This window comes from Planctopirus limnophila DSM 3776 (genome assembly GCF_000092105.1).
GTDB classification, from domain to species: domain Bacteria; phylum Planctomycetota; class Planctomycetia; order Planctomycetales; family Planctomycetaceae; genus Planctopirus; species Planctopirus limnophila.
In genome coordinates this window covers 4,310,159-4,330,973 of sequence record NC_014148.1, presented here as the reverse complement: position 1 = coordinate 4,330,973, position 20,815 = coordinate 4,310,159, and the positions used below count along the sequence as shown (strand labels likewise).

The window sequence follows — 20,815 nt, the reverse complement described above, 5'->3', positions numbered from 1 at the left end:
TCTCGCAAAGCCTTGTTCCATGTCTTCCCCACTTGAAGTTCCACACATCGGCCCCATCGTCTGTTTTGGGGAAGCACTGCTCCGCCTCGATACACCTGGCAACAAACGTTTCATCCAGGCCGATCAATTCCTCGCCTCGTATGCGGGTGGTGAAGCCAACGTGGCTGTGGCTCTTTCCTATTGGGGATTACCTGCCCGGTTGGTCAGTAAAGTTCCGGCACACGAACTTGGTGCCGCCTGCCTCAAGGCCTACCAGGCTTATGGAGTCGATACCAGTCACGTCATTCGCGGCGGGAAGCGGCTGGGCATCTTTTTCGTCGAAAGCAGCACCTCTTTGCGCGGGCCGCAAGTTCTTTACGATCGCGCGGGAAGCAGTTTTGCCGAATCGAAACCCGAGGAGTACCACTGGCCAGATCTTCTGGATGGGGCCCGTTGGTTTCACTTTACTGGGACTGTCCCCGCAGTTGGCGCAGAGACCAAAGCTGCACTTCTGGCAGCTCTCAAGCTGTGCCGCGAGCGAGGCATTGTTGTCAGTTTTGATGTCGGTTATCGCAGTGCGCTGTGGTCGGTCGAAGAGGCGGGGAAAGTCTTTCGAGAACTCATTCCGTGGGTCGATGTCCTCATTGGTAGTGAACAGGATGCGACTCAGTTCTTTGGAATTCCCGCAGCGACGGCCGGCCTTTCGACACCGGAGAGCCGGGAACTGAGCCTGCGTGCTCTGGCAGATCGCACTTCACTTAAGGCGATTCTTTACTCCCATCGCACAGTGAACAATCTGGGCGTCCATCGATACTTCGCTTCGTTACTCACACGCACCAGCTCTGAAGAACCAGCCTCGGTGGTTCATACGGCGAATCAGGAGCTGATGCCCGTCGATCGGATCGGCACTGGCGATGCATTGGCCGCCGGGTTGATCAGGGGCCTGTTGCTGGGCCATGCTCCGCGCGAAGTGCTCGATTTTGCCTTTGCGGCTGCTCTTCTGAAGCATTCGATCGAGGGGGATTTTGCTCTAGTCAATGTGCCAGAAATCCAACGCCTCGCCACCGGCGGCTCCCTTGCTCAAGTCCGCCGCTAAACTTGCAAAACGCGTATGATGTTGCCCTGAACATATCATTGATTGTCAAATGATGTTGGGCGATATGATTGCAACAGTTCGAAGAGTCAGGCTGTAAAAGCTTACTTTCCGCTTCGATTCAGAGTTTTCAACAAGTTCAGTTTGAATTCAGGAAATAATCCTTCAACTGAAGCATCCTCATATCTGTAGAATCACATGTGGATATTCCGATTGAGCATTTCCACAGACGTTCTTGAAAAATGATCTCCTTTCCAAATCTCATCGACACTCTTGGTCGAAATCGGTGATAAGTTTCCCATCAGTCTTTTTCCATGTCTTCACATCTTCGGAAAGGAATGCAATGCGTTTCCCAGCGTCTATTTATCGTCGAGGTTTCACGCTCATTGAGTTGCTGGTGGTCATCGCCATCATCGCCATCCTGATTGCACTGCTTCTCCCCGCCGTTCAACAAGCCCGGGAAGCAGCACGGCGGACACAGTGCCGCAACAACCTCAAGCAGTTAGGTCTTGCCTTCCACAACTACCACGATGTCCACAACCAGTTTGCCTTGTCACAACTGGGGCCTACGACGACTGGTAACGAAGACTGGCGCGGGAACGGCCCACATGTTGGCATCCTGCCCTTCATTGATCAAACTCCGCTCTACAACACCTACAACTTCAATGCCAATGCCTGGTGGAGTACCTCAGCTTCCGGCCAAGCCCACAATGTCTCCGCTGGTAACAGCCCCGGACGTCAGGCCATAGCTGGCTACCGTTGCCCGTCGGATCCCGCCGTTAAGTCCGATGGCACAGGTCGCCGCCCGGGAAACAACTATCCCGTTTGTCAGGGGGCTAACGCCGGCATGTTCAACGATGGTGTCGCTGGTGGCTACAACGCCTCGAAAACCAACGGGATGTTCAACATGCGTGTGCCCGTCACCATGGCGAGTGTCACCGATGGCACATCGAATACCATCCTGGCTGGTGAACAGGCTCTTTCTGGAGGCAGCGGAACGATTGGAACACTGGCGAACCTCCGTCAGGCAATTGCTATTCCTTCGGGATGGGACGGAACATTCCTCACACAGGCTCAGGTCGATGACTGGGGCAGTCGAGCAGCGGCTGCAACAAGCAACATCCGCTCAGAAACGGGAGACTTCTGGAACGCTGGTGTGCATGAACAAGGGACATTCAATACTCTGTTCCCCCCGAACTCTCGTTATCCGAACGTGACGGCACACTGCGCTGGCTGCGCTCCCGATGGCCCCGCCTCGGTCCCAGCTCGCAGCTATCACACAGGTGGCGTGCATGTGCTGCTGGCTGATGGCACTGTTCGATTTGTCAGCGACAACATCGACCTGACCACCTGGCAGCGACTGGGCGCCCGTAATGATGGCCAGCAACTTGGTGAGTTCTAAATCTTCCTGAATCAACTTGTTTTTCTCAACAACTCATACGCTTTCTATGAAGTAACAGCGATCGTTGTGCCATGCTTGCAGCTCTGGGCAAGCATGTCTTCGCAGCCAACTCAGCGCTGTTATCTTCTGAGAAACATATCATCAGGAAGTTCCAGAAATGAATCTTCGATATCAGATCCTCTGCTTGGGTTTGGGACTCTCTTTCTGCGGAGTTGCACTCTCGGGCTGCGGCGGTAGCACCGTCAAAGTCGAAAGTCAGTCTCAACCTGCCGAAACCAGTGGCAAAGAGAACCTCAAGAAACGTCTCCAGGCCATCGCTGAGACCGGCTCCGGGGGAAGTGGTCTTTCGGGTATGCGCGAGTCCATTCTTGAACTCAAAAAGACGGAGCCCGAACTGGCTAATCAACTCCTGACAGAACTCGGCAAACTCGAAAAGACATCCAATGCGGATGTGATCAAGAAAGTGGCTTCTGGCATGATCGAGAAGCTTTAGTCTGTTCTCTAGCTTCCTTGAGTGATCAGCAGCCGGGCTTACTTCAAACATGAGGTAAGCCCGGCTTTGTTTTCATAGACAATTAAGTCCAGACAGGTTCGATTTTGTTGATCATCCCCGCATGGGATCGACATCATCTTCCCAACCATTGATCCCAGATTTCTCTCGGGAAGGTGACTGGGTGTTTGGGAATCTTGTCCCAGGCGAAATCAGCAATCAGCTCTGCAGGAGAAATCGGGGCGTCGTTCTCTCTGAGTCCCAGTGAACAGGCCAACCAGCCCATCACCACGCGAGAGTCCACATCCGCTTCCCGCAAGATTGACAGTCGCGAATCGCCGTGCCGCTTGGCCAGTCTTAAACCATCAGGCCCTTTTACCAGCGGCACATGGGCGAACTCTGGCGCAGACCATCCCAGCACCTGATACAAAGCCAGTTGCCGATAAGTGCTCGGGATCAGGTCATCACCCCGCACCACTTCTCTCACCTCCATGTCGTGATCATCGACTACGACGGCCAGTTGATACGCAGGAGTTCCATCCGCTTTGGCAATTACAAAGTCGCCCAGAGCGTATGGAAGCATGGCACTCTGCTCACCGGCAATTCGATCCTTCCAGCCCATGAGCTCAGTAAAGCCTGCCGTGCGAAATCTCCAGCAGTAGGAACCCTCAGCCAGTTGATCGGCATCAGCCGCTTGGCGATGCCTGCATGTTCCCGGATAAATCGCGGGCTCGTGCCCCTGATGGGGCGCACTGGCGGCCTGGCTCACGTCAGCCCTTCTGCAAGTACAAGGATAAACCCATTCGGCATCCCGCAAGGCGTGGAAAATTTCCGCATATCGAGCCAGTCGCCGCGACTGCACAAAGCCGTTCGAAGCGGGATCATCAAACCAGTTCGATGTCTTGCCGCTGTTCGGATCGCTCGCAGAAAGTTGGGTGTTGGGCCCCTCGTCCCAATCCAGCCCCAGCCACGCCAGATCCTCAACCGCCTGTGTCATGGCCCAGGGCTTGACTCTGGGTGAATCGAGATCCTCAATCCGGAGAATCAACCGCGAACCTGTCGATCGCGCCGCCAGCCACGCCACCAGAAAGGTGCGGGCATTCCCCGGATGTTGTGCCCCGGTGGGTGATGGTGCGAGTCGACCTGTCGCCATATTCTTCCTGAGACCATGCCTCGTTTCACCCGCAAGCTTCAAAAAGCCACGCAAGGTTTAATGCTATGGTTGCAGCTCTGGGAAAGCATGATCAAGCCATCACGCAACGCATCTTGAATGACTGAACGACTGGAAAGTGAAATTCGTGACTCACCTTCTGAACTCTCGATCACAGTCTTTGGCATCTTGCTCGGCTCGAAAGCGATAGAAAACTGTTCACCAGTCCACACCATTTCGGAAACTTCACTTTCGCTAAAGCCAGCAAAAGCGGTAAACTGCGAACAACTGGCAGAAACTGCCGAACTTCCCTTGGACGGAAAGGATTCCGATGACACAGTTCAGGCCCATGCGGTTTCTGCATGCCGCCGGCTTGATGCTGGAGCGGCCACTTCTCGAAACGGGCGAACTGGCCGGAGATCTGGCAAAGACGGCCGCCCATGCCACGCTCTTTGCCTGGGAGCGACTGGTCGATCTGGCCATTGCCAAAGATGTCGATTTCGTCCTCCTCACGGGTGACACCTTCGACTTCCGTGAGGCCTCACTCGCTGCCGAAGTTGCTTTTCGACAGGGCGCCCAGCGATTAGACGCCAAAGAGATCCCTCTCATTATCGCTCCCGGCCAGCTCGATACAGCCAGCGGCTGGGCCGCGATCCCCGCACTTCCGGAAAACGTCACACTCTTCGAACATGCCGAAGACCCGGCCATTGATCTGACTGTCGGCGGACAGACTTACTGTGCCATCGTGCCCATTACAGATTCCACCAGTGTCGATCCGCCTGAACTTGAACGCTTGCGCGCCCGTGTGCCGAAAAAAGGGCAGGTGAATCCTTTTGTCGTCGGGGTTGTCTGTCATCGTCTCCCCAGCCAGAGTATGGCGGAAGCCGGGGCCACGCATGCGGCTCGTCGATATGTATCGGTTCATTATCTCGCGCATGGTGGCCGCCAGTCCCCCGAGTTGTTGCCGATTACCGAAGGGCTCGTGCACTCCCCGCCATTACCAGTTCCGTTTCGACGGCGCGACCTCACCACAGGTGCCACTCTGGTCGATGTCGATTCGACAGGTCGCATTCAACTCACGAATCAACCACTTTCTCCTGTGCGTCGATTCCAGTTCACGATGGATATCAGCCCACTGAAGTCACGGTCACAGCTTGTCGAAAAAATGTTCGCCATTGTGCAGGAGCAGCAGCCTTTACCGCACGAATCTCTGCGGCTGGCTCACTGGTCATTTGTGGGGACCAGCGACGTGCTGCAGGATCTCGCCAGTGATGCGGCCATTGCCAATTTATTGCGACATCTCACCGACTGGACTGATCAGCTCGAGACCGGCAAGTGGCGACACACCTGTCTCCCACGTTATGGCAGTCACTGGTACTGGCTGAATCAGGAGAACTCGCTCGAAGCCAATGCCCGGGAAGTGCTCGATCGAATTGAACCTAAAGATGATGACACCTGGCAGACCTGGATGCTCGATCATCTCCCGGAACAGGATGACTTTTTCGCTGGCCTTCTGGCCAGTGTTGGCCCCCTCGACGAAGAACGAATTGCCGGTCAGGCTCGACAACTCTGTCATGAATGGCTCAGTGACCTTGCCGATCTGACTGCTGCTGGAAGCTCTTCTGCGGACGGACAAACGTCGGGAGATGTAACCCCGTGAAGATCTCGAATATCCATATTGATCGGTTCGGAGTCTGGGAAGATTTCGACCAGACCATCAAGCCCAATGGCCTGACGGTTTTCTACGGAACAAACGGCACTGGTAAAACCACACTGCTCAGGTTCCTCCGTTCCATGCTCTATGGCTTCACCATTGATGACCGGCAGATTGCCGACCGCTGGCGAGACCGCTTCAGCCGGGAAGGTTCGCTGGAAGTCCAGCATCAGGGGCGGACGCATCGACTGCATCGTATGGCGACACTCGAGGGCGATGCCGGTCGTTTAACGATTGATGGCCTCGATACCGCTCATGCAGCGAAGCCGCTTTACGAAGAACTCATCGGCCATCTCGACGCCCGCTTGTTTCAATCGGTCTTTGCACTCGGTCTGCCAGAACTTCAACAACTCGGCACTCTCGAAGACGAAGCGGTCGCCCGGCATATCTACGCCATGACTTTAGGCCCACAGGGTCGTCAGTTACAGGATGCTGTGCCCAAGCTCGAAAGCTATCAGCGAGCCATTCGCAATCCGCAGGCGATGTCGGGAAAACTCCTCGAACTGGCTCAGCAGAGAACACGTTTGCGCGCTCTCAATGAAGCCGAATCGACTCGGCTCAAGCGGCACCGCGAACTTCTCCGCAAGCGGGAGCAACTCGAAACCCGGCAGGAGAATCTCACTTCCCGGCAGACCAATCTGCAGGCCGCGTTGCTCGAAGCCCGCCATCTGCAACGTGTCTGGGAACCGTGGCGACTTGTCGGCCAGTGTCAGCGTGAGCTCAGTGGTTTGCCAGAACTGCAAGCTATTGCTCCGGATACGATCTCGAAGCTCGATCGGATCGAAGCAGCCATTGTGACGCTTGGGCAGGATCGCGACACAGCCAGATCGCGTGCGCTTGCCATCGAAGAGAAGCTCAAATCGGCCCGCAAACTGGCTGATTTCGGACGTTTTGGCCCGAGTCTCCATGCTCTCTGGGAACATCAGCCAGCCTGGCAGAATCAGGATACCCATCGTCTGGCGGCCGAACAGGAACTCAATACCGTCGAGCAGGATCTCACGCGGCGGCTTAAAGAACTGGGCCCCAAATGGACCAGACAGCGGCTCAGTGAAATTGTCGATACTCCCGCGACTCATGCCGAGCTTCTCAGCTCGGCCCGTGGTTATCAGGATATGCGGGCCCGGCAACTGGCCAGGCAGCGTCGCTATCGCAAAAAGTCGAGTGTCTGCCACGACCGCGAGTTGGCGCTGCGTACGACTCTTCTTGAACTGGGCATTCAAAGCGAGACCATCGAAGAGCCTTTGCACTTTGCTCGCCAGAGACTGGCTCATGTCGTCGAACTGGGCCGCTTGCGGATTGCTGCTGGCGAACATCTCGAACGAATTCGCGAAATTGAAAAGCAGCTCGAACGGATTCGCGTTCATTCCAGCATGCCCCCCTGGATTTTTACACTGCTCTTCCTGTTTCTGGCGGCTGGCGTCGGGCTCCTCTTCTGGGGAGCATTAACGTCGATCACCACAGGTGTGCTGGTGGGGACGATCTATGCCCTGGTGGGGGTCATGGCCATCAGCCTCTCGTATGGACTCAAGGTTCAATTCGAGCGTGATGCGGAAGATCAACTGCGTGCCATTCGTGAAAGTCGCCGGGATTATCAGGTGCGTCTGCACGAAGCCCGCGAGCAGATGCGCGATCTCGCCCAGACCCACGACCTGATGGATGCTGCTGAACTCGAGCAGTGGATGCAGGGGGCCAATGATGGCGGTCTGATTGCGCAGGCCGCTGCCCGCCTGGCGGATCTTGAAAAACTGCAGCGGCAATTTCAGGAAATTCGCCGTGTCCGCAAGTCGTTAAGTGCCGCTCGTAAGAAACTTCAGGAAGGCCAGCGCGAACTCGCTCAGGCCCGGCACGACTGGAGCCGCAAACTGGCGGGTATCGGTCTGGATGAAACCACTTCGGTCTCCAATGCCTACTCCAGTTGGGAAAGAGTCCATGGTGCCTTCGAGCAATTGGCACGTTCGCGAGAGCTGAGTCATCGCCTGAACGGGATTCGTGCTGAGCAGCAGGTCTTTCGGCAGAAAGTTGAAACTCTTGCTAAACGGATGGGCCAGAGTCTGCCGGCCAATGCCAATCTCTGGCTGCCACTGGAGAACTGGCGTAAAGATCTCACGACCGCCCTGGAAAAACGGAAGGCCAAACGCAAGCTCGACCGCATGCTCGAAAGTCGGCAGGAACTTCGCTTCCAGCTTGATCGCAAACTTGAGCAGCAGCATCTGGATCGTACGGCGATGCTCAGTGCTGCCGGTGTCCGCGACCGCGAAGGCTTGATTGATCGAATCAAGACTTGGGAAAAGCGTAAAGAATGGGAACTGCGCCTCAAGCAGGCTCAGCATGATCTTGAACAGGCTGTGCAGTCACAACCCACACTGGCCATCACCGAAGATGTGCTGCAGAAATTCAATCGCACACAGAACGATCAAAGGATTGGTGAACTCACCAAAGATCTGGCAATTGTCGAGCAGGATCTCAAGAAGCTTTACGAAGAACTGGGAAGTGTCAAACAGGAGACCAGGACTCTTGAAGCGGATACTTCCGGCATGACGCGCCGGCTCGAACTGGCCACACTTGAGCAGCAGATGCGTACTGGTCTTGAGGACTGGTATGCAGCGGCTCTTGCCGGTCAGAGTATGGAAGAGTTAAGGCAGCGCTTCGAGCGCACCAATCAGCCTCAATTGCTGGCCGAAGCTTCGCCATTCCTCTCGAAGCTCACCTGTGGCCAATACCCGAATATCTGGACACCACTGGGACAGCATGCGCTGTGCGTCGATGATGATCGTCAACAGCCGTGGCCCGTCCAGATGCTTTCTGGCGGCACCCGTGAACAACTCTTCCTCGCCATTCGACTGGCCATGGTGCGAAGGTTTACGGCCCGAAATATCGAATTGCCCATGATTCTTGACGATGTGACTGTCAACTTTGACGAACACCGCTCAGGTGCTGCCGTCGATACGCTCATCGATTTTGCTTCGACTGGGCAGCAGGTCCTGGTCTTTACCAGCCACATGAGTTTTGCCGAGCAGTTCCAGTCTCGCGGGGTTGAACCTGTCTGGCTCTCACGATTGGAAACGCAGGCCCGTCGGGCTGGTTGACCTCATTTTGCAGTTCGTACAGATTCCACAATTCCACTGCGTTTTGCGTGCCATGCTTGCGGCTCGGAGCAAGCATGTTTGATTGCCTTTGTGTATCGAGTCTTCGGAGCAGTTGATACTCAAATCCGTGAGGAGAAAAGAACGACAGGAAACCACACAGGAATCCTCGAAGTTCTTAAAGCCCCTGATCCTGAAAGGCTTTCAAGAGTCCATCCCAGAGTGCAAGGCGGTGCTCAATGGCTCTTCCGGCGGCTACGAGTGCCTGTTGTTGCCATTGAGCATTCCCTTCACAAAGATGCTCCATGGCCAGACGAGCCAGTGGCCCGTGACGATCTCCGTCTAACTCAACATGTCGATGAAGATAATGCAGCAGGCGACCGACAGGAACCTGCTGCGGTTCGAGTACAGGAATCAACCGGCTGAACATCTCGGGAATGATGTCTTCCCGGCTGTAAAAGAAGACCGCGGCAACCTCATGAGGCTGCCCCACCCGGCACAACTGCAACGTAAAGCGGACAAACTCTTTGGTCGCGGAAAGCACGGGCAGCTGCTCAAGGACTCGATAGGTATCGGCACCGTTCCCGATACGGGAAACCAGTTGCTGAATCGGCTTCGGATCCGCACCCAGTTCGGTCATGGCTTCAAGATACAATGCGTAATGGCTGATGTAGCCACCACGACCATCTTCATCACACTCTTCACCGAGCACAATTTCATTGATAAAGCGGCTCAGTTCCGGTCGAGGCGAAGGGACCCACGGAACTGTGGTGCAGGTACAAAGTTGCTGCATCCGTTTGAGTAACGACATGAAATCCCACACAGCAAAAGCATGTTCTCTCATGAACAGGCGAATGCGGCCCAGCGAGTTCACCTCCTGATAGATCGGATGCTGGATCAACCGCTCACGCAAAGCTTCCAGTCGATCGAGAGGATTTTCCTCCGGAGCGGGTTCACTGGCAGCAGCCGATGTTTTCAATGAGCCAATGGCGGTGTTCATCGCGAAATCTTCGAAGATTGTTGGAGATCGAAAAAATGGCTTGCAGGCGAGTGTAAAAATTGGCTTCGCTAAAGGAATTATCGCAGAAAGCGACTCAGCGTCGACTCTGTGGCCGATTTTTCGAGGATTTCCAACCATTGGGAAGTTCTTTGGATCCGCATTCTCCAGTGCTCGCGCAGGGCCGAATCGTGCTGAGCCAGCCGAAGATCCTGAGCAAAGAGTTCGACTTCACTGGCAGGTGAAAATTCTTCGGCACGCGGAATCCCCCGGGCATCATGCACCCAGAAGCGAGGCTTGGCTGCTAAAGAAGGGTCAAGAAAACCATCGACGACTAATGAACCCGCAGGGCCAACTGCTTCACACCAGGCACGCGGCGGCAAGCCTGTGGCCACTTCCAGCGTGATAATTTGTCGAAGCGTTGAGATCGTCCACACAATCAGGTGTTGGTTCGATGCAAGGACCTCGGGCGTCATAGCAGTTTGAATGTTGACGGCAGCGACTTTCTCCAATGGCCCCCAAAAGTGGGCCAGCGTCGCGGCCCCTTGCCACTTCAATCGATCGAGGTGGCCAGGGATTGCTGAAGGACCAGAAAGAGCAATACTCATTCTTCGCAACAACCCCAGCGGTGATGACTGCTCCTCCGAAAGCTGAGGATCCAAATCGGGATTGATCCATGTGGCTAACTGCTTCGCCAATGGATGCGAAAGCCAGGGTGTGACATCGACCACGATCTGATAAGCAGTCGAATGTTCGACAAATCGGGCGGCATCCTTTCGGCCATCCAGTAAATGAATTTGTCCTGCCTTCAACCGCGCTTCATCCCAGAGATCTTCTGGTGCCCACCATGTGATCTCTACAGAATCAAGCATCTGGCTCAAGTCAGACTGGAGTTGGCGACAGGTCATCTCTGGCTCTCCGCTCAAGTGGCTGAAACGACGATCTGCATGATTTTCGAACCACAAGCACTCTCACACAAAGCAAAAACTCCCTGGAGGACTATAGGAGCCTTTCCAGAGAGTTCATGAAATTTATAGAAACACGCAATGAGCGATTAGCCTTGAACGGCAGGCGATGCGGGCATCTTCTCAAGGATTTTATCGATCAGGCCATAGGACTTCGCTTCGTCCGGCATCATGAAATTGTCGCGATCGGTGTCTCTTTCGATCTGGTCATAGGTTTGCCCGGTATGCTTGAGCAGAATCTCATTCATCCGGCGCTTCACGCGGAGAACTTCCTTCGCGTGAATCTCCAGTTCGGTCGCAGTCCCCTGCATCCCCGCCAGAGGCTGGTGAATCATGATGCGGCTGTTGGGTAGAGCATGACGCTTACCTGCAGCACCGGCAGTCAGCAGCAGAGCACCCATACTGGCACACTGGCCAAGGCAATAGGTGGCGACATCACATGAGAGATACTGCATCGTATCGTAGATGGCCATTCCTGCAGTGATCGATCCACCTGGCGAGTTAATGTAGAGGTGGATATCCGCTTTGCTATCTTCAAATTGCAGAAAGAGCAATTGAGCGACGATCGTATTCGCTACGGTATCGTCAATACCACTGCCGAGAATAATGATGCGGTCGCGGAGCAGACGGCTATAGATATCCATCGCCCGTTCGTCGCGACCGTTCTTCTCGATGACGTAAGGAACCAGATTAGTCATGCTGAATTCTCGCACGAGAAAGGGACGGTGATGAAAATACGATCTGAGAGAGTTCTGTTGGTGCCGGGTCACCGATGGACATCGCGCACCACAAATGTTCGCTACGAAACGGTTGTGCCGGGAGCAGATTCACCTTCAACAGGCTTATTAGCTGGGATCGGGATACCGACTGGTGGCTTCTTCGGGTTCGAGAGGACTTCATCGACGATGCCGTAATCTTTGGCCTGATAGGCATTCATGTAGTAATCGCGTTCGGTATCCCGAGCGATGATTTCGATGGGCTGATTGCAGTGGTGGGCCAGAATCTCATTGAGCACGCGGCGTGTATCGAGAATATCGCGTGCCTGAATTTCGATATCAGAAACCTGTCCGCCAACTTCACCGTAAGGCTGGTGAATCATCACTTTGCCGTGAGGGAGGCAATATCTTTTGCCTTTGGTTCCACCGGCCAGCACAATCGCCCCGCCACTGGCCGCCAGGCCAACGCAATAGGTGGCGATATCACATTGCAAAAACTGCATCGTGTCGTAAATCGCCATGGTCGCTGTGACAGAGCCACCAGGGGAATTGACGTAGAAGTGGATATCCTGGTGGCGATTCTCTGCCTGCAGGAAGAGGAGTTTCATCACAATCAGATTGGCACTCGCGTCATGAATCGGGCCATCGAGAAAGATGATCCGATTTTCCAGCAGCAGGTCACCCAGACCCATCTGACGCTGCCGGGAATACCCCCCGGATGCACTTGCTGCCATCCACTCACCCAGACCGGAATCAGGTCGTCCCACGAGAGGCACTCCTTCTGAATGTTGCTGGTTGTCGTGGCCAATACCATCGACTGTCACGAGTTTAAATCATCAAGGCTTCGAGTTTTCAGATTGTCTTTATCAGCATGTCTTCATCGGAATGCAGGTCGAGAGTTATCACCTACTTACTCGACTCATCAGACCGAGCGATTCGAAAAACTCACTCCCGATTTTCGCGATCGCATGGGCTTTCCGTCTGATCATGGCTGCATTCGCCGTTCTCAATTCACTCGTGGAGTTTCGAGAACATTGATCAGCCGGAAAACTTAAACGAATTGTCTCTGATGCCGGTTTGTGAATCGAAAAGTGCCACTTCTTCCGAAGTGGCACTTTTCCAGATCGGCGAAGGATTATTCCTCACTGTCCTCTTCCTGACTATCCTCAATTGTTCCAGCGACTGATGTCCCGGCAACTGAGTAAGGCAAGGCGAAGGAGGTTTCCGTCTCAGAGATCTCCATCGGGATATCTTCAAAAGTGGCATGAGCCAGGATGTGATCCACAGCCTTGCGTTCGCGAATCTGAGCTTCGAGATTCTCAATCATGCCGTTCTTCTGCAGGCGGGCACGCAGCTTACGTGGTGTTTCCATCTGCTGGTAAGCCATGAGGCCAATCTCGGCATCAATTTCGTAAGGCTCGACTTCAATCGATTCCTTCGTAGCCACACGATCGAGAACAAAATGTTCCTTGAGTGCCTGGCGAGTGGTTGTCAGCGACTTCTGACGCAGTTCGTTTTCGCGAGCACGAATTTCATCGAAGGAAAAACCAGCCTGCTGCATTTCGAGCATTTCGCGACGCAGGGCGTTCTCCACCTGACGGCGAACCAGCGATTCGGGCAGTTCCCAATCAGCAGAGGCCGTCATCTGTTCGAGAACCTGACGACGTGTTTCCTGCCGCTGACGATATGTCACCTGGCGTTCCAGCGTCTTACGGACTTCATTGCGAACTTCTTCAGCCGACTCCAGCGCGAATTCCTCGGCAATTTCATCGACTGACTTCAGATCGAACTCAACGACATTCACCACGGTGACGTTGACCTGGATGGTTTCGCCACGCAGTTCCACGTTTTCCGCTTCCGGTGTGACCACGAGGCTGGTGGTCAGGACATCGCCAGCCTTTGCTCCGATGAGCAGCTGGTCAAAACCGGTAATCTCGCCATCACGCAATTTCAGTGAGGGCCGAACGACCACGCGCTGATTGGAAACTGTCGAGAGTTTGTTATCAGCATGTCGGAATTCAAGAGTCACGCGAGCGTAATCGCCGGCAGCGACAGGTCGATCAACGACACGTTCCGTGGCCCGTTCGATCTGGTAATCGCGAATTCGCTTCTCGATTTCGCTTTCTGACACAGTATGCACAGGTCGCTTGATCGACAGGCCCGAGTAAGCCGGAATTTCAAACTCGGGGCGAACTTCGACATCGAATTCATATTCAAAATCGCCAGTGTCAGGGATCTGCAGGCTGGCCACATCGAACTGTGGTTCGTCAATCGGTTCAATCGACTTATCTTCGCCCAGCTGCTCGAGGCTCTCGATGAGGAGCTTTTCGCGAATTCGCTCGGAAATCTCTTTATTGAAGCGGCGTTCAATCAATCCTGCGGGAACTTTGCCGACGCGAAAACCAGGGACAGCAGCAGAAGTTCCAAACTCTTTCACACACTGCTTGCGGGCTTCCTGAATTTCTGCTTCCGCGATTTTCACGCGAACATGACGCCGACAGGGCCCGACCGTCTGAACATCGACTTCGAGTGCCAGCTTCCGCTTGTTGTCCGCATCAGCCACTGCCGCAACAGTTTCAGTCGACATAAATGCCACCTTCAAATCAAGAATTTCATTCGGCAGCAGTCGTCGACTCCTGCCAACATTCCCAGTAATTATTGACTGTACAAAGTCTTTGACGAGCATCCATGCAGACAGCGTTCAATCAGCCGGAAAAATTCCGCCTGAAAACGATAAAGGCGACCCGGACCTTGCTTTCCGCAGCTGACATCACGCCAACATGCGGTCAACTTCGTGCCAAGCCGCCTTCCTGCATCCGTCACGCAACTTACTATGGAAGAATTGCCCTACAACAATTCATTCCATAAATCTCAAAGCGGACGAAGGGACTCGAACCCTCGACATCGACCTTGGCAAGGTCGTGCTCTACCAACTGAGCTACGTCCGCATTCATGAGACTTGTCACAGGCCCTCGCCTGCCAAAGTCCACCACGCATGATACGCACAGGATTTCATCCGTCAAGGCAACGGGCCAGGGAGACTTCACCACCTCGCCAGATTCCACCGAATTGGCTCCCAGGCTCTGAAAGCTCGATCCTCTCGGAATGAACGATGCGTGGCGGATCGACAACATGGTGTCATTCGTAAACATTCGCCGCAAGTCAATACAAAATAACATGTTGTGGAACAACGCTCAGATGCAGGCGAGTTCCTGTTTCCCTTTGGCATCCTTCGTTGACAGAATCATGCACGGCATGCCGAACCACTTCGGCACCATCTGAAGATGTCCTAAAATAATACCCAGAAATAACTTATGGAGAAGTGTTGTGCCTGCCGGAGAGGTTTGTTGTTGATGCCGACAAGAATTGGCATTCAAGCTGCTTTACAGATCATTCACTCTGCGAAACAAAACGTCTCATCGCGAGTCACACACAATTAGCGACGATTGTCGCCAGAAAGGTCACTCTCATGTCTCTGATCATCAACGCTCTCTACCGTGACGAAGCCGGTTTCATTGTCTCTGCCGAACTCGTGCTGGTTTCCACCATTGCAGTGCTCGCCATGATTGTCGGGCTCTCTGAGGTCGCCTTGAACGTCAACAACGAACTCGAAGATGTCGGCAGTGCTTACGGCAAAATGTCTCAAGCTTATCAGTACTATGGTCTCGAAGGTCACAACGCCTGCTTCAGCGGCAGCAGCTGGTACGAAGTCATCGACTTCTGTGACGAAGACAACAACATTGTTCCCAACAACGACTTCCTCGGCGAACGCATCTAAGCGAAAGTTCTGGCAATCGTTGTGATTGGTCGATTCGTGATGTCAAACATCAGGCCGGAGAGTATCTTGTTCACAAGGGACTCTCCGGCCTGCCGCGTTTTTGGTCATTCGTTTCTGCATCAGATCTCACCCGAAAAACACATCGGCAAGGGGGTCGAGAGTGATTCTGAGATCATCTCACGATGGATTTTTGTGGAGTAACGAGTGCCTTCCTCCCGGTTCCGCATGACTCGCACCCATCTGGTGCTCCTGATCGTTTTCGTGAGCTTGAGTCTCGCGTGGCAGTTCGTCGTGGAGCGACAACCTGCCACATCGTCGCCTCCATCAACAATTCAGAATCCTGCACCAGCGACTGAAGCTGAATCCGAAGAGAATCACACCTTGACGGAGGCTTCGAATCCGGCAAATGCCGAGGTCCGACAAGGTGCCTCACAGTCCGTTCAGCAACCAGAGGCATTGAGAAACTCTCCGGCTGATGCATCTCCCGTCATACGACCGAATGCAGGGAATTCACTCGGGAATTCCAAGGTCGCTTCGCCTGAGAAATCGCCCACTCCCTCTGCTGAAAAGCGCTGGATTGTTGCCAAGCAGACGGTCAAGGATTTGCAGGGGAAGGTGGTTTATCGAGGTGATATTGATCTGACCGAAACGATCACCCGGATCGAAGCGGGCGAGAAGCTGCGGTTTCGAAATGATGGTTCTGTGTTTCAAAATCGCGAACGCCGGTTGCCAACTCGAGAAGCAGGTTATTATCGCGAGTGGGTGCATCCCACAGCGGAACTGGATGGGCCTGGCCCTCAGCGAATCATTACGGGAAAATCGGGTGAGATTTATTACACTGCCGATCATTACGGCAGCTTCAAGAAGTTGAAATAGTTCTGCTGCCAACTCGCCTTCCCAAGCCCGAATTACGCGATGGTTCAACGACGTCAACCGGCAGTGAGGACTCATGTCATCTGAAAATCTTCCCTACGCCCGTTGCTTTGAGCCACTCAGCCCGGTACAGCTTGCAGTCGGTGTGTTCATAGTGACCATTCCTGCAAGAATTTCCTCGAAGCAGACACTTCTGGATATTTACAGCCAGCAACTGGGCTGCCCCTGGTTTGGTCACAACTGGGATGCTTTGGCAGATGCCTTGAATGATCTTTCGTGGCTGCACGATCGACCGGTGGTGATTCGTCACGAGGATTTGCCCTTTGGGCCAGGACGACGGAGCAGAAACGTCTATCTGGATGTCCTGGCGGAAGCCGTCTCCCGCTGGCAGGTTGATGATCCCGGGCGATTGCGAGTATTGTTTCCAGAAGCTGATCTGGCAGATCTTTGTGATCTCGCACATCGTTTCGATCAGTCTCAGTGACAGACTGTCAATGAGATTTCTGTACGGGCATTGAGAGATCTCTCGGTCTCGACTGGCACTGCAGAATGGGATCGATCCATCTTTTCAGGTCGACACCCCGCACCGGGTTGGTCTCAAGATGTGCCACTCCCAGTTCGCGAAGCACCCATTCAAGTGGAGCCAGACGTTCATCACCAATCAGTATCAGTCGAGCTTCTGGATGACGATGGCGTAATTCTTCGACCAGTTCGACGCAACGTTCGGGACGCCTGCGCAGATCGACAACGACGCAGGCCGTCGTTTCATGCGGTGGGCCTGCTCTCTCTGCTTGAGAAGCGACATGTCTCTGCCGCTCGTTCCCGGCAGTCATCGAGACGTTCTCACCTCCGTACTGCCTCTGCAATTCCGGAAGAAACCACGGCGACGGCTCATAAACGAGAATGCGGGCCATGAAAAGCGATTTCCTCAAACAACATCGATCTCTGAATGCTGTTCGACCTTTTATCAGGTGAGAATGGCTGATGCGTGGAGTTACAGCCAGAAAACGATGAGTCTGAAGACTCATGCTGATTGGATACTCGATTGCTCTGAATGATAGACCGAAAACGACTACAAGTTTAGGGTCGAAATCATCGGTCTCAGTCGAATCTAAGATTTGAGAACTAGACCCAATAGCAGACCCAGAGAGCTTCGCCTACTTGGTGGCGTTGTTTGCGCCAGCCTTCGCGGTGTCGAGGCCGAGTGGGTAATCGGTTTCGATGACGGCACTGGCGAGCATGGCGTCGAGGATTTTGCGGGGGTTGGGAAAACGGGTCGGCTCGATTTTCTTGTGGATTTCCTGCTGGACCTCTGCAAAGGGTCGCATGCCCGCCGATTCCCGCTCTTCCACAAACACAACCTGATAGGCCCGGCCGATAATCGTCACATCGCTCAGTTCGCCAACTTTGGCTGTGAAGAGGATCTCTTCCAGCTTTTTATCGCTCAGGCTTCCTTTCTGGGTCCAATCCCAGTGCCCACCCTCTTTCGCAGTTACCCCATCGGAGTACTTCCTGGCGACATCCTCAAAGGACTCGCCATTCGCGAGTTCTTCGAGTGCCGATTTCATCTTCACCCGGGCCTGCTCCTGATCGCTCTTCAGGAACGAACATTGAATCTGTTTCCACTTCACGCGGGATTCAAGGCGGAACTCTTCGGGATGCGATTCATAGTACTCCACCAGATCTTTACGATTGATCGGCTCAGGCTTGCCGGCCTTGACTGCCAGATACTCCATCGCAATCCGGTTGTTCTGGAAGGATTGCCGGACATCTTCCAGGCAGGTCCCGCGCTTGTTGAGTTCGTATTCCAGCTCGGGCTTGGTTTGAACTTTCAGCTGCTCTTTCAGCTTGACCATTTCTTTTTCGAAGGCGGCATCAAGATACCCATCCAACTGCTTCAGTTGATCGGGCTTCATGTCCGCTCGCATGCGCTCGACAATTAACTGTCGCTCAACATGTGCTCTCAGATTTTGGGCGATAATGTTTTCGCGCAGCAGATTGAATTTATCGGGCGGGAGTTTTTCGCGGGCCTGAGCCAGAACTTCGCCATACCGCTCGAGGACTTCACTGGCAAAAATTGGGGCGCCATTTACCCTTGCCACCACCTGGGCACCGAAGACCGCATCATCATTCTGGGCCAGAATCGTTTCTTCCCCCGATGTCTGCACGATATCGCTGGCAGCCGCCTGCTTCAGCTTGAGGGAACCTTCGGCCAGCGCTTTATCGGCGGCATTGGCTCGCTCATCATTCAGTGACACTCTCCGGGGAGGAGGAACCATCACGGGATTATCGACTTTTTTGGTCAGCGAATTGCAACCACAGGGAATCACAGTCAAACAGAGGATCGTTCCCAGAATGAGGCTTCTGGTGCAGGGCGGGACGATAGGCAGCATTCGGTCTATCATCGAGGAAGCTGCCTCTGCAAAAGAAGGAATGTTGACAGTAAGTATCTTGGCATTGCCGAATTCGATGAGCCTGCCGGGGGATACAGATCGGCGAACTGTAGATCGATCAAAAGAGTGCTGCAATCCCGAGTTCACGCCCGAATGTCAGGTTTCACCCGCAATTTCTGCCTGTCGCGATTTCTTTCGCCATAACACAGATCAGGTTGTTGATGGAAAGTCGATAGGTGTTCATGCGATAAGTATCTGATGGTTCCAGTGGGGATTCTCGCTGTTTCTCATGAAAGAAAGCCGATTGCCGGTGGAATTTCCTCATAGGGGAACAAGCCTGGCAAAAACTTGCGAATGTTTGGCCAGGAACCGTTTGCCTTTGGCCCGCATGGCTTTTATGCTCGCCAGCGACAATTCATCAACAAGTTTGGATGAATGAGTGGGTGAATCCTGTGGAGAATCCTCAGGTTTTCCCGCGACCGAATTGTCTGATCATCCGTGTACAGGACTTTCGGCGATTCGAATTCAGCTTTAAACTTGTTTAGACAACTGTTTGCATCGCCAGTTCTGACTGTAGAATTTCAGTCTCGACTTTGCCCCACACTTTGTTGCCTGCCTGGAACCAATGCATGTCTTCTTCACCTGCGGGCCTATTGCCACCTCCGCCAGTTCCCATGGATATGACCCGCTGGCTGATTTGCATCATTGCAGCCATTGGCTTTGCGTTCGACATTTATGAACTGCTGATGTTGCCACTGATTGTCCGTCCTGCACTCTTGGAACTGGTGGGTGCACAGCCTGGCAGCCCCGAGTTTTTGATGTGGGTGGGGCGACTTTTCTACATTCCTGCATTTGCCGGAGGAGCATTCGGCCTTCTGGGAGGATACCTGACAGATCGCCTCGGTCGCCGCAGTGTGTTGACCTGGAGTATTCTGCTGTATGCGGGCTCAGCTTTTCTCGCTGGCTTTTCCACGAGTATCTGGATGCTGCTCTTCTTCCGCTGCACCATGTTCATTGGTGTGTGTGTCGAGTTTGTGGCTGCGGTGGCGTGGCTCGCCGAGTTATTCCCGAATCCTCACCAGCGAGAAAAAGTTTTGGGTTATACCCAGGCATTTTCATCGATTGGCGGCTTGCTAGTCGCCATCATGAATGGTCTGGCGATCCGTTTTGCTGCTGATTTGCCACCAACGTTCATTCCCGAATTTGCCGCAGGCTTCTGGGGAACTATTGAACCGGCACATCATCACGAAGCGTGGCGATACACGTTGATGTCGGGGCTGATCCCTGCCATTCCCCTCATTATCATCAGGCCCTTTTTACCAGAATCGCCCGCCTGGAAAGAAAAAGCCACTGCAGGAACTCTCAAGCGGCCCAGCATTGCGCAGCTCTTTTCGCCTCAGTTGCGTAAGACGACCATAGTGACCACGTTAATGTTCGCCATGAGCTATGGGGCAGCTTTCGGTGCTATTCAACAGATTCCACAAATTGTCCCTGGCCTGGCTGATGTGAAGGAAAAAGCGATCGCTGCAGCCGACAAGGCCAAGTTGCCACCTGATCCTGAACTGGCGAAAAAAGCCAAAATGGGTGCCATGCGGCAATACGAGCAGAAGATCGCCAGTGAATACACCAAGGTTCAAGAAATCGGCGGTCTGGTTGGTCGCTTCCTGCTGGCATTACTGGCTGTGCGAATTCTCAGCCGGCGTAAACTCCTCTGGTGCCTGCAGATTCCCGGCTTGATCATTCTCCCGGCCGTCTTTGCCCTGTTTTTGCAGGTGGAAAATCAAACCTTCTTTGAAATCAATCTCGAAGCCATCTTTTTGGGTGTATTGCCCATTACCACCGTCTCACTGGGTGTCTTTATGGCCGGCCTGTTTGTCGTGGGACAATTCAGTTTCTGGGGGAACTATTTGCCTCGCGTCTATCCACTCCATTTGCGTGGTACGGGAGAAAGCTTTGCTGCCAATATTGGTGGCCGGATGATCGGTACCAGCTTTGCCCTGGTCACGACCACGATTGCCGGGTTTTTGACAGCCAATGCTGGTGCCGCCGGTGGTTTCTCGCCGCCGATGGCCTTCTCAATCGCAGCGGCCAGCGTGGCCGGATTTGTCACGTTGGTGGGCTTTGCTTTGAGTTTCTTCCTTCCCGAACCATCTGCAACAGATATGGATTAACTCAGTGATTC

General features: G+C 53.8%; 17 protein-coding genes and 1 tRNA gene. 9 read left to right on the top strand and 9 right to left on the bottom strand.

All coding sequences use genetic code 11. The features are described 5' to 3' along the window. Positions 1–19 precede the first annotated feature (19 nt). The 3 genes from PLIM_RS17215 (at position 20) to PLIM_RS17205 (ending at position 2,967) form a co-directional block, all read left to right on the top strand. Positions 20–1,075: a sugar kinase gene (locus PLIM_RS17215; RefSeq protein WP_013111590.1), complete on the top strand. Its 1,056-nt coding sequence runs from the start codon at positions 20–22 to the stop codon at positions 1,073–1,075. 340 nt (positions 1,076–1,415) lie between these two features. After that, positions 1,416–2,474, top strand: coding sequence for a DUF1559 domain-containing protein (locus PLIM_RS17210; protein WP_013111589.1), 1,059 nt, complete (start codon positions 1,416–1,418; stop codon positions 2,472–2,474). A gap of 157 nt (positions 2,475–2,631) precedes the next feature. Then, positions 2,632–2,967 carry a hypothetical protein gene (locus tag PLIM_RS17205; protein ID WP_013111588.1) on the top strand — a complete coding sequence of 112 codons (336 nt, stop codon included), beginning with the start codon at positions 2,632–2,634 and terminating at the stop codon, positions 2,965–2,967. A 133-nt stretch (positions 2,968–3,100) separates the two neighbouring features. On the opposite strand, the gene gluQRS is transcribed toward PLIM_RS17205, so the two are convergent. Next, positions 3,101–4,117, bottom strand: coding sequence for a tRNA glutamyl-Q(34) synthetase GluQRS (gene gluQRS / locus PLIM_RS17200; RefSeq protein WP_013111587.1), 1,017 nt, complete (start codon positions 4,115–4,117; stop codon positions 3,101–3,103). 328 nt (positions 4,118–4,445) lie between these two features. On the opposite strand from gluQRS, the gene PLIM_RS17190 reads away from it, so the two are divergent. Next, on the top strand, positions 4,446–5,774 hold the full coding sequence (locus tag PLIM_RS17190) for a metallophosphoesterase family protein (protein ID WP_013111586.1): 1,329 nt from the start codon (positions 4,446–4,448) through the stop codon (positions 5,772–5,774). Then, complete coding sequence (locus tag PLIM_RS17185; RefSeq protein WP_013111585.1) at positions 5,771–8,914, top strand: AAA family ATPase; 3,144 nt, start codon at positions 5,771–5,773, stop codon at positions 8,912–8,914. Before PLIM_RS17190 ends, PLIM_RS17185 begins: the two co-directional genes overlap by 4 nt. Before the next feature lie 175 nt (positions 8,915–9,089). Here the strand turns inward: PLIM_RS17185 and PLIM_RS17180 are convergent, their stop codons facing one another. The 6 genes from PLIM_RS17180 to PLIM_RS17155 form a co-directional block, all read right to left on the bottom strand. Then, positions 9,090–9,911, bottom strand: coding sequence for a DUF3050 domain-containing protein (locus PLIM_RS17180; RefSeq protein WP_148227170.1), 822 nt, complete (start codon positions 9,909–9,911; stop codon positions 9,090–9,092). A gap of 77 nt (positions 9,912–9,988) precedes the next feature. Beyond that, positions 9,989–10,780, bottom strand: a complete 792-nt coding sequence (locus PLIM_RS17175; protein WP_148227169.1) for a hypothetical protein — start codon at positions 10,778–10,780, stop codon at positions 9,989–9,991. Between the two features lie 182 nt (positions 10,781–10,962). Beyond that, the gene (locus PLIM_RS17170; RefSeq protein ID WP_013111582.1) at positions 10,963–11,571 is read right to left on the bottom strand and encodes an ATP-dependent Clp protease proteolytic subunit; all 609 of its coding nucleotides are present in this window, start codon (positions 11,569–11,571) and stop codon (positions 10,963–10,965) included. 101 nt (positions 11,572–11,672) lie between these two features. Then, on the bottom strand, positions 11,673–12,323 hold the full coding sequence (locus PLIM_RS17165) for an ATP-dependent Clp protease proteolytic subunit (RefSeq protein ID WP_052301699.1): 651 nt from the start codon (positions 12,321–12,323) through the stop codon (positions 11,673–11,675). 401 nt (positions 12,324–12,724) lie between these two features. Then, complete coding sequence (gene tig, locus PLIM_RS17160) at positions 12,725–14,176, bottom strand: trigger factor (RefSeq protein WP_041402083.1); 1,452 nt, start codon at positions 14,174–14,176, stop codon at positions 12,725–12,727. Between the two features lie 288 nt (positions 14,177–14,464). After that, a tRNA-Gly gene (locus PLIM_RS17155) sits at positions 14,465–14,537 on the bottom strand. A 521-nt stretch (positions 14,538–15,058) separates the two neighbouring features. Between PLIM_RS17155 and PLIM_RS17150 the strand changes: the two genes are divergently transcribed. The 3 genes from PLIM_RS17150 to PLIM_RS23155 all read left to right on the top strand — a co-directional run bounded on the left by PLIM_RS17150 (position 15,059) and on the right by PLIM_RS23155 (position 16,724). Further along, positions 15,059–15,367 carry a hypothetical protein gene (locus tag PLIM_RS17150; RefSeq protein WP_041403832.1) on the top strand — a complete coding sequence of 103 codons (309 nt, stop codon included), beginning with the start codon at positions 15,059–15,061 and terminating at the stop codon, positions 15,365–15,367. A 204-nt stretch (positions 15,368–15,571) separates the two neighbouring features. Continuing rightward, positions 15,572–16,243: a ribonuclease domain-containing protein gene (locus PLIM_RS23160; RefSeq protein ID WP_013111578.1), complete on the top strand. Its 672-nt coding sequence runs from the start codon at positions 15,572–15,574 to the stop codon at positions 16,241–16,243. Between the two features lie 73 nt (positions 16,244–16,316). Then, positions 16,317–16,724 (top strand): barstar family protein, encoded by a 408-nt coding sequence (locus PLIM_RS23155; protein WP_013111577.1) that lies wholly within the window; start codon positions 16,317–16,319, stop codon positions 16,722–16,724. Between the two features lie 7 nt (positions 16,725–16,731). On the opposite strand, the gene PLIM_RS17135 is transcribed toward PLIM_RS23155, so the two are convergent. Further along, complete coding sequence (locus PLIM_RS17135) at positions 16,732–17,154, bottom strand: hypothetical protein (protein WP_013111576.1); 423 nt, start codon at positions 17,152–17,154, stop codon at positions 16,732–16,734. 243 nt (positions 17,155–17,397) lie between these two features. Continuing rightward, positions 17,398–18,633 carry a peptidylprolyl isomerase gene (locus tag PLIM_RS17130; protein WP_196349470.1) on the bottom strand — a complete coding sequence of 412 codons (1,236 nt, stop codon included), beginning with the start codon at positions 18,631–18,633 and terminating at the stop codon, positions 17,398–17,400. A gap of 629 nt (positions 18,634–19,262) precedes the next feature. On the opposite strand from PLIM_RS17130, the gene PLIM_RS17125 reads away from it, so the two are divergent. Beyond that, complete coding sequence (locus PLIM_RS17125) at positions 19,263–20,804, top strand: MFS transporter (protein WP_013111574.1); 1,542 nt, start codon at positions 19,263–19,265, stop codon at positions 20,802–20,804. Positions 20,805–20,815: the final 11 nt, after the last annotated feature.